Below are 8,746 nucleotides of genomic sequence, written 5' to 3'. Positions count from 1 at the left end.
TTATTCAACAAATTTCTTTATTGAAATACTCAACTTGTTTTTGGGATAAGAATTTGTAAAAAAGCATAGCTAACAAAAAGTTTTTATGATCATTTTGTTCTAGTGAACCACGCATATTAACAGCAGAGTTTCACAGCTGTCTTGCAAGTTCTTCTTTATTGATTTTATTATTCATAATATTCCTTTGCGATTGAATTACATATTATTTATTTTACTAAAATAAAAGAGTCTTTGAAGTTATCTAAGTGAATTAGGGGATAATTTTCACTGTATATAAATTTGTGTTGGTTTTAAACAAAGACACCAGCCAATCTAATTGGTTAGTGTGGATGAGTAAGGTAAAATAAAAATAGGACATTGCTTGATTTCCTATTTTTATAAACTTAAATGGATAATAAATGTTTAATTAGTTACTAGAATTTGTTTGAACCGATCAAGCTTTACCTTGTTTTATTTGGTTGAATAGAGGTTCATCCATTTCATTTGGTAATGTGGCGTGAGTAAAAGAAAGATTTGAACATTCAGCAAAAGCTTCTTGTTTAATTGAAGTAACTTTTGGCATGTGAACGGAAATTAAGCTTTTGCAATTTCAGAAAGCATTGGCACCAATTTCAGTGGCGCTTGGAATATTAACATTTGCTAAATTTCCACATCTCGTAAATGCATAGTCACTAATTAATATAGCATTGGGGATATTTATCGATTTTAATTGATTACAACTTTCAAAAGCAGCTCTACCAATTTTAATTACTTTTGGCATGTTAATACTAACTAAATTAAAAGCATAATTAAAAGCATTTTCATCAATTAATGTTACATTAGGGATATTGACATGTTTTAAAGTTTCGTTTTCGGCAAATGCATTATTTGTAATAGTTGTGACATTAGGCATATCTAAATTAATGATTTTAGCAGTAGAAAGAATACTAAAAGAATCGGGTAACATTCATTTAATAGCTTGAACATCTTTAATTGGTTTTACAAGTTGATAAACGAGAAATTTACCTTCGTCGTTTTTTATAATATAACCATCGTTTATATACTTTTGAACGTTATTTTCATTAATAATTAAAGCGTTAGGAACTTCACTATCCTTATTAGTTTTTTGGATTCGAGCTTGCGCTAAGGCCTCAAGTAAAATTTTGGTTTGCTTTTCGTTGCTAATAACATCACCTCTTGGTATTTGATTGGTCTTTAAGGTATCATTCAGCTGGGTAATGATGTCAAAATAATTATTAGAATTAGGATCTTGACTCAACTGATTTACATACGCTAAAACCTTGATCTTTGCAGTATTTAAATTCTCTTGCGAAAGTTTTAACATTTGCATACTAATATCATTCAGAAGGTCAGAAATTTTATTTTTCAATGTTTGTAATTGATCAATAGATAGTTTAGTCAAATCCTTAGTGTCAGGGACTAATTGAGTAAATTCCTGTGTTAAAGAGTTTAATTTTTCTTTCAGAAGTTGATAAGCATCACTCAGCGATTCTTTTTTTGTAGTAGTTTGGTTTAATAAAATCTGGATTTCTTGAACTAATCGTTGTTTTGTTTGTTCTGTGTTTTCTTCTTGGCGTTTGATTAATTCTCGCATTTTATTAAGATCATTTTTGTGATCATCATAACGCATTCTTCAATTTTCAACAGTATTTGGTTCTATTGGTTGACTGATAGTTGAGACAAGGTTTGATAATTGATTATAAATATCAGGATGATTTTTAGCTAAATCTTCTGTTTTTGCTAAAGTTTCTAAACCGTTTTTAATAGTATTTAGTTTATCAGCATAGATATTTTTATCAGCTTTTTGTAATAATTCTTGTGCAACACGAATAGCTTTTTTAATTTCTTGGCTTGTATTGTGGTTTTGTTTTAAAAAATTGTTAATATCATCGGCTTGTAAAATAGGTAAATGAGCATGAGTATCATTAAGTAAATTAGTAATTTCAATAACTTTTAACTTTAACTGTTCTTTTAATGTGACTAATGTTGTTTGGTCGTTTTCTTTTGTATCTTGTGTTATCAATAACTTTTCTTTGTCTATTTTAGCTTGACTCAAGGCTACTAACAATGCCTTAATTTGTTTTTCGTTAATTAGAATATCGGAATTAGATACTGAGTTAGTGTTTAAAACCGTTTTTAATTGTTCAATGATCTGAACATAATTATTATGTTTAACATCTGTGTTTAATTCATTGATATATACTTGAACCTGGTTTTTTGCATTATTTAAATTATTGACAGAAATCTTTAAAACGTCTGCATCAACGTTTTTTAAGACAGTTTCAACCTTGTTTTTAAATGTTTGCAAAGTTTTTATAGTTACATTAGATAAAACGTTTGAACGAGGAATTAATTGATTGAATTCAGAGTTTAAGGAACTAATTTTGTCTTTAACTTCTTGATACAAGTCGCTAATTGTTTCGTTTTTTTGGTTTACTTGGGCTAAATGAGTTTGAACCTCTTGGAGTAGTTTTTGCTTAGCTGCATTTTCATCATTAGGCTTTTTGTCAGGATTTTTACACGCAAATGCAGCTAATCCGGTTGCGATAGCTACTAAACTCATACCAGCTATAGATCATCATAAATTCTTTTTCTTCACTATATATCTCCTTTTTTGCTATATATAATAATATCATTTTTTAATAATCGGTGTATTTAAAGTATTAAATAGTATGTATACATCCAAAACAAACAATTCGATATTATGTGAAAAAAATGTTTAGAGAATATAATTTAGCATTAGGAATGTTTGAAAAGTCGATATAATTACTAAAAAAAGAATTCTGACCCACCAATCGTTTTGATTAGATAAAAATAAGGGTGTTGTTTAGTTATCTTATTTTCTTTACAAAGTTATAATTAGTGTGTAATTAAATTATAAAGGAGTATTTTAAAATGTCATCTGTAACTAAAATTATTAAACTTACAAAACAACCTTCTAGCGGTTATTTACCACTTAAAAATTGAAAAGAAATAAAGATTGCTAATACATTGGAAATTGATTCAATCAACTTGAATGAATTATATCCATCATTATTGGGGTTAACCGTTGATTATTTATCGCGTTTTTATTTGGATAAGAATACTAAAATAACGAAAGAAATATTATTGATGGATGCAGAAAAAAACCCTTTAAGAATATCATATAAAGGTTCAAGAATGCCTTATGGCAAATTCCGAGGATATGATCAATTGTATGACTTCGTGATTTTTGAACTTTGGAATGAAGCAAATATTGATGAAAATATTAATTTAATTTATTTTTTGTCTCAATTAGATGCCTTATATAGAGCAAATTATAAAGTTGATGTGAAACCCTCTTTAAGAGATTTAGGTATTTTAGAATCATTTATTAATATTAGTGATACAGTTAAGCAAGAATATGGGAAATTAATTAAAAACACTTTAACACCTAGTCAAAAATCACACATCAAGTCAATGATAACTAATATTCAAAATTTGTGTGAATATATGTTAGAAAACTCTGAAGCTAATCAGATGCAAATAGGTTTTACATTCCCCGGAGGGTATACAAACAAGATAAATACTGGTGATGGAGATTTTATACTAGGGGATTACTTATGTGATATAAAAGTATCTAAGAACAAATTTACGTCAAAACAAACACTACAAGTCTTGATATATTATTTAATGGGATTGAAGAGCATAAATCATGAAATCTTTCAAAAAATTAAATATTTAGCTTTATATAATCCAAAATTAAATTTGTTTAAAGTAATTGAAATATCGTCAATCGACAAGAGTATTATAAAAACAATTAACCACGATGTTATTGGTTATAATGAAAATTAATATAACTAAATATAAGGAAGAAGAAAAACCTAAAAAGCAATCTTAGCTTAATAACTGGTGTTTTTTGCGTTATATGCAAAATGCGGTATTCCAGCTTTGCTGCAACAATCTTCATCCGTTCTTTTTTTTGAACGCAAAAACACCTGTATTGTTTTCCATAATTACCTCATTTTATTTTTATATTATAATTATAACCCTATGATGAAAATAAACACATAAATAGACTTTTTCTAATCATTGGCAACAAAAAACACCACTATAAAAGTGGTGTTTTTCATTACTCTATTATAAACACGTGTTCGCCATCCGCTGTGATTTTCGAAATGGTCGCTCTTGCCCGCCGTTCCATACAATGACCCATATCGGCTAGGTCCCACTAAGGAATACAATTAATTCATAAAATGAAAATTGACGACATCGCCGAGTGCTGATTCACTCGTGTAGTACTCACACGCTGCTTAAATTGCTATCTTGCTTTGTGCGGGTGCTCATAAAGAGGTTTCCGAAGAGGAAGCATATTAATAATAACATATTTTCTAAAAAAAGTCAAATATTAAATTTTTATTTTTTTAAGAACGCTGCTTTGACGAATTTCGATCTCGTTCCCTAAGATTAACGACATATGTGTATCACATCAATTTTGAATTTCATCATATGTTTTTGCTGCAAACAAAATCGCTGGCAATCCGTGTGCTCTAATTTTTACTACTTCATATTTAAATTTCATTCAGTTTCACTTGACTTTCTAAGTATATTGTTTCGATTGATACATACATATTTTTAATATGCATGTATGCGTGTGTGCATGTATGTGTGTGTATGTATGTGTGTATGCATTTTGCCTTATTATAACTAATTAAAAAGAGTTAATAACATCTGGACTATTTTATTGATAAATCAATTCACCCACTTAAAATATTATTTTTTAAGAAAAAAACGATTTTTTTAATTGTTTTAGAAGGTTTAGGTTCTATAAGTTTTAAAAATTCATCATTTCCTTGGTATTTATACATCGTTTTTAACATGAATTCACGCTCGTCCATAATTTTGAATTTATTGTTAATGTGTTTGTTCTTGAAATCCGAATACCTTTTAACCAATGCCTTGATACTTTCGTTTTTAACCTTATACTTGGGTCTTTTTTAAATACAACATTATTGCCGATTATTTTTCCTTTTTCCTTTTTTAACACTTTTAACTGATTTATTCGTTTAGTTTTTGTGCTTCCAAATTTTCAACCATACTTACGAATGAAGAATTTAATTAGATAATACAACCTAATACAACGTATAAAAAAGTGTGATAAACTGGGTAAGAAGAGTGATCTACCTTTTTTATAAATTCCAAATAAAATTAATAAACAATTATGATGATTCGATAGCTAACGACCTTGTTAATTATTAAAACATAGAAGAAGAAAAGTTTCGCTTAATTACAAGAAAACAGAACCCTAAATACAAAAGTTGGCATGTTCACACATACAAAAAACATCAATTAATTTATAACGGAAAGATATATTTTTACAACCTAACCGTTTATAAAGATGTACAAAATAATCGTAAATTCACTCATTATCACAACGATACAATCGCTTTGATGCGTCGTAAAAGATATCATCCTGACATGGTAATACAGCAAATAAAAAGCTGAAATTTGAGCAGAAGAAATAAGTTGCAGCCTAACAGTGTGTATAAACTACCTTATGATGTTTACTACTATTATTTAAAAATAAATTACATAAATTCGTTTTATAGGAAAGCGTGTGAAATTGCATATAAACAAGGTATGTATACGCAAATTGAGGCAGATGATTGTTATATAAAAACTCAAGAAAACCACACATTTTTTAAGACTGCAATTAGGGTGATTGGGATTCATAATGGATATAAAAATATCACGAAAAACAATCTTAATTTAGTGAATAAAACAATTATTTTACATATTAAAAAACTACCTAATTATTTACATTATCAACAAAATTCGAATGAAATTTTAGATAAAAAAATTATGGAAGTATTAACGAAGATGTACTGCAAAGACCAGGCAAATGTGTCAGGTGATGGAGGTTTATTTATAAGTAAATTGGCCAAAAAATTAAACACTAAAAGGTCTTATGATAAGTTTCATTTAATGCGAATGGCTTATAATGCGCTAGTCTGAAAAACTAAAAATCATCATGATTTAAAGAAGTTTTTTAAGGAAAATATTGGAGATATATTCTGTATTTTTAAAGGGTTTTTAGACCAGAAAAATTACGAAAAAATATTACCTTTTATAAATCAAATCATTGAATTATTAGATCAAATTAATGGTCCTATAGCAATTAAAAACGCTTGTTTTTTACTAAAAAAACACCGGGGAAAATATGAAAAATCGATTATTAATACATTCGAAAATACGGACTATTACGGTGGAAACGCATAAACTTTCATCTCTCATTATGTCAAAAAATTTACAAAAAGTTCTTTTTCAACTTTTAAAATCAGTACTTTAAAGCAACGAATTTTATTAAATATACCGTCAGATGTTAATGTAATTTTTATTGACTAAAAAATATGTGCTGACAAAAGTGATGTAATTTTTAACCTTTTTTAGAATACTTTATATACTATGTATATATATTTTTTTGTGCATGTAAAAGTGCTGGGACTTTTTACTTTTTTCATTAAAAGTGCATGCACAAAAAACAAGATAATTATTAATACTATGTATTAATAAAAGCCCCTTCGTTAGAGGGTATAGGCGAGCTCTTATCTTGCCCCAATCAAGGGGTGCGCGTGCGTACCTGCGCGTAGATAAAATATAGTTTTATCTTAGTGCCCAAGAAAAGTGCATGCACTAAAATTTAAAAGAAAATTTTTATTTTTTCGTGTTAAAAATGGTGCAATTTGTTTTATTTTGTAAAAAACAGTTGTGTTAAAATGAAGGATATTATCTAATAAAACCTATAAGTTTTTAACGGTTCTAGATTTAATAATTCATTTTTAAAATATGTTATTTCTAAATTGTTTATTCTTTGATAAAACAGTAAACAGACGTAGGGTAATTATTTAAACGAAGGATAAAGCTCAAAGGGATAACTACAGCCCTTATATGGCACCTAGTCGATATGACTGATGTATGGAATAACGAGTAAGAGGGACCGTTTCACAAATCGCAGCGAATGGCGAACAAAAAACTTATAAAGAGTAAAAAAACACCACACAGATGGTGGCGTTTTTTGTTATATAAATTTTTAAGTTTAAATTTTAAAACAAAAAAACGTATTCTCAAAAAAAGATAAATGCCCCATCTTATTATTCTGCAGTATTTATTTTTCATAATTGTATTTTACTCTGTGGATTGTAGATCTAAACGACTATATTTTTTATCCATCATATATAGTTTGTAATTGAATGATATGATTAATAATTAGTTTATAAGATTTTTAATAAATAAAAAGATACTATCTAATCAGAATTATTGTTTTTTAATATGAGGAAAATAAAATAAACAGAATTAATAATTTGTTATAATAAAAATGCATTAAATTGAATAAATATGTAGTTGATACGAGTAAATTATTATATAATACATATTAACATTAGAAAATAAATATATATAAATGAAGGAGAATACTACATTATTTTAATTTCATGTAGTAAAGTCAAAACATTATGAAAAAAAGTAAAATCAATAAAAAGCTTTTATTATCTTCATTAGGTTTAGTAGTTGGTTCTGCAGTTATTGCAAGTGTTGCAGCATCATGTCATGACCCTGCTAAAGATAAAAAACCTAAAACAGATCCAGTTAAACCAGAACCAGGTAAAGAACCAGCACCTAGCGAACCAGGTAAAGAACCAGCACCTAGCGAACCAGGTAAAGAACCAGCACCTAGCGAACCAGGTAAAGAACCAGCACCTAGCGAACCAGGTAAAGAACCAGCAGATCAAAACTAAAACAAAAAACACCACACACCTTGTGGTGTTTTTTTAAAAAAATACAATAAATATTTTAAAAGTTTCGTTATAATATCATGCACTCATTAAAATTGGTATAATTATATTTATGTTTTTATTTTATTGATTTTAAAAGGACAAACTATGAAAATAAAAATACCATTATTCTTATCAATACTAGCTGCCCCTTTCACAATTTCAGCCACTGTGATTAATCAGAATGAAAATAAGCAGTCAGAAATTGAGTTATGAAAACTACCTAGATATGACCAAAGAGAGAACTTCATTCTTTCCCCTGTTAGAAAGCAATTACAAGATATTTGTTGAGCATATTCTATTGTGGGAGTTTCTGAGGCTAATATTGTTAAAAACCAATTATATAAAATTCCAGATACCTTAGATTTATCAGAAAAATCTATTGCCTTTAAAACAAAAAACAGGGATATTAATTCAGATCCATTAGGAAATTCTAATTTTGATATTTATCAAACTCAATTTTGAAATACAGGAGGTTTCACAAAGGATGCGGGATACGCGGTTATGCAGTGAAACAACTTAATAAATGAAACCGAAGATTTTAAAGGTTACAACTTTGATATTCCATATAAGGCTGAGGATTTCATTGAAATAGATCATAAAGATAGATCAGCAATAAAAAAATATATAGTAAAAAACGGTGCTGTTGGTTTTGGCTTCTCTGCAGGAGAAACGGCAACCTATTACAATGAATTAACATCAACTTCACAAAAAAAATATGGACATGCTGCAACTATTATTGGTTGAGATGACAATATTTCAAAAGATTTATTTGGCAACGGTACTAAAACAGACGGTGCATGAATCGTTAAAAATAGCTGAGGAACGCATCTTCTTGAAAAAGGATATATGTATATTTCTTATGAAACAAATATATCAGAAACCTTCACTTTTAATTATGTTAACAAAAATAAATATGATAACAATTACTATTATGATGGTTTTTTAAAGGATATTTA

7 protein-coding genes are annotated in these 8,746 nt (G+C 28.0%); 4 read left to right on the top strand and 3 right to left on the bottom strand.

What is annotated here, in order from left to right; translation table 4 throughout:
• Positions 1 to 406: 406 nt before the first annotated feature.
• Entirely contained in the window at positions 407 to 2,599 is a 2,193-nt protein-coding gene (locus tag OF365_RS03075; protein ID WP_263818152.1) for a leucine-rich repeat protein, read from the bottom strand.
• A gap of 296 nt (positions 2,600 to 2,895) precedes the next feature.
• Here OF365_RS03075 and OF365_RS03070 point away from each other — a divergent pair, with 296 nt between their 5' ends.
• Positions 2,896 to 3,813 (top strand): hypothetical protein, encoded by a 918-nt coding sequence (locus tag OF365_RS03070; RefSeq protein ID WP_263818151.1) that lies wholly within the window; start codon positions 2,896 to 2,898, stop codon positions 3,811 to 3,813.
• 553 nt (positions 3,814 to 4,366) lie between these two features.
• On the opposite strand, the gene OF365_RS03065 is transcribed toward OF365_RS03070, so the two are convergent.
• The gene (locus OF365_RS03065) at positions 4,367 to 4,540 is read right to left on the bottom strand and encodes a hypothetical protein (RefSeq protein WP_263818150.1); all 174 of its coding nucleotides are present in this window, start codon (positions 4,538 to 4,540) and stop codon (positions 4,367 to 4,369) included.
• Positions 4,541 to 4,694: 154 nt separating this feature from the next.
• Positions 4,695 to 4,838 (bottom strand): hypothetical protein, encoded by a 144-nt coding sequence (locus tag OF365_RS03060; protein ID WP_263818149.1) that lies wholly within the window; start codon positions 4,836 to 4,838, stop codon positions 4,695 to 4,697.
• Between the two features lie 571 nt (positions 4,839 to 5,409).
• Here OF365_RS03060 and OF365_RS03055 point away from each other — a divergent pair.
• From OF365_RS03055 to OF365_RS03045, 3 genes are all read left to right on the top strand, one after another.
• Positions 5,410 to 6,237: a hypothetical protein gene (locus tag OF365_RS03055; RefSeq protein WP_263818148.1), complete on the top strand. Its 828-nt coding sequence runs from the start codon at positions 5,410 to 5,412 to the stop codon at positions 6,235 to 6,237.
• A 1,232-nt stretch (positions 6,238 to 7,469) separates the two neighbouring features.
• Positions 7,470 to 7,751 carry a Vmc-like lipoprotein signal peptide domain-containing protein gene (locus OF365_RS03050; protein ID WP_263818147.1) on the top strand — a complete coding sequence of 94 codons (282 nt, stop codon included), beginning with the start codon at positions 7,470 to 7,472 and terminating at the stop codon, positions 7,749 to 7,751.
• A 144-nt stretch (positions 7,752 to 7,895) separates the two neighbouring features.
• The coding region (locus tag OF365_RS03045; protein WP_263818146.1) for a C1 family peptidase at positions 7,896 to 8,746 on the top strand (851 nt) is incomplete at its 3' end.

Origin of the sequence: Ureaplasma zalophigenitalium (assembly GCF_025780055.1) — a bacterium.
GTDB classification, from domain to species: Bacteria; Bacillota_I; Bacilli_A; order Mycoplasmatales; family Mycoplasmoidaceae; genus Ureaplasma; species Ureaplasma zalophigenitalium.
Note: the sequence above shows the minus strand (reverse complement) of the source record. Positions and strands in the feature narration are given on the sequence as shown.